1 protein-coding gene is annotated in these 1,656 nt (G+C 64.6%); it reads left to right on the top strand.

Annotated elements, in window-relative coordinates:
- Positions 1–186: 186 nt before the first annotated feature.
- Positions 187–1,638, top strand: coding sequence for an IS4 family transposase (locus ABN273_RS59140; RefSeq protein WP_349458585.1), 1,452 nt, complete (start codon positions 187–189; stop codon positions 1,636–1,638).
- Positions 1,639–1,656 lie beyond the last annotated feature (18 nt).

The following is a 1,656-nucleotide window of genomic DNA, read 5'->3' on the forward strand; positions in this document are numbered from 1 at the left end:
GCAATGCCGGTGAGTTAAGGCATTTGCGCAGGTAGCGAGTGCTTTCGCTGGTGTTGGGCGTAGCTGGCCTCAGCGCGGATCGTCGCGATTTGGTGACGGATAGTGCGTTGGCTCGCCTGAGCAACGAAGCCCTCGATAGGACAGCGGTCGACCAAGATCGCTTTATTGTCCTTCCGAGGAGCTTCGTTGCTCGCTCAGTTTGCCACGCCCAGATCATCTGTAGAGGAGGCTCCGGATCGGCCGATGTGCTCGGTCGGGCTCGGGGTCCTGACCGATGAAATCCCGCCGGAGTTCGTCGATGAGGTTGTCGAGCTGTCGGGTTGTCGCGAGAAGCGGCATCGGCTGCTGCCCGCGCGGGCGGTGGTGTACTTCGTTTTGGGGTTATGCCTGTTCAGCGGCGCCGACAGCGCGGCACCGCCGGGATACCGGTCGGTGATGAGGTGGCTCACCAACGGCCTACGGCATCTGCATGGGCTGGCGTTGCCGACCAGTTCGGCACTGACCAAGGCCAGGCAGCGGCTCGGGTCCAAGCCCCTTGAGTTGCTGTTCGATCTGCGGCGCGGGCCACTGGCCGGCCCGGGCACGAAGGGCGCTTTCGCGTTCGGGCTTCGCCTGGTCGCTTGGGATGGTACCGGCCTGGATGCGGCCGACACCCCCGAGAACGCGGCCGAGTTCGGGGTCACACAGGGCGGAAATCCACAGGTTCGGCTGCTGGCGCTGATCGAATGCGGCACCCATGCGCTGATCGATGCCGCCTTTGACGGTGTCACCAAGGCCAGCGAGCACAAGCTCGCGCGCAGGCTCCTGCACGCGCTCAACGCGGGCATGCTCCTGCTGGCCGACCGGAACTTCGCCGGCCACGAACTGTGGGGCATGGTCACCGCGACCGGATCCGACATGCTGTGGCGGATCAAGAAGAACCTGGTGTTCCCCGCGGTCGAGATCCTGCCGGATGGTTCGTTCCTGTCCATCATGCCCACCCCGGCCGAGAACCTGCGGCACGGCATCGCCCGAGCACGCGGCCGCAGCCTTGGACGGACACCGCACGGCCACCTCGTCCGGATCATCGAATACACCGTCACGATCAAGACAGCGGACGGCCGCACGAGGACCGAACCGTTCCGCCTGGTCACCACCCTTCTCGATCACGAACAAGCGCCCGCAGCCGAGATCGCAGCCGTCTATCACGAGCGCTGGGAGATCGAGAACGGGTACGGCGAACTCAAGACCCGACTCCGCGGAGCGGCGTTCATCCTGCGCTCCAAGCTTCCCGAACTCGTCTGCCAGGAACTGTTCGCGCTGCTCGCCGTCTACCAAGCGCTGTGCACGCTGAAGTGCGAAGCGGCCCTGGCCGTCGGCATCGACCCGGACCGCGTTTCCTTCACTGTGACGGTCCGCGTCGCTCGCGACCACGCGGTCAGTACATCAGCAAAACCCGCCCAAGCCCGCCGCAACGCTGTCCGCGACATTCTCGACGACCTGCTTCCACGTCGTCGCGACCGTCAGTGCGAGCGCGTCAAGAAGCCAGCCAAGAACACCTTCCCGACCAAGAAGCGTGACACTGCGCAGCCGGCCACCAAGGCCAGCTACAAGATCAAAATCTTGAGAAAGGCGCCTTCACCAGCGCAAATGCCCTAACTCACCGGCATTAATGCC

The sequence above is a fragment of the Nonomuraea sp. B19D2 genome (genome assembly GCF_040137845.1).
Lineage (GTDB): Bacteria > Actinomycetota > Actinomycetes > Streptosporangiales > Streptosporangiaceae > Nonomuraea.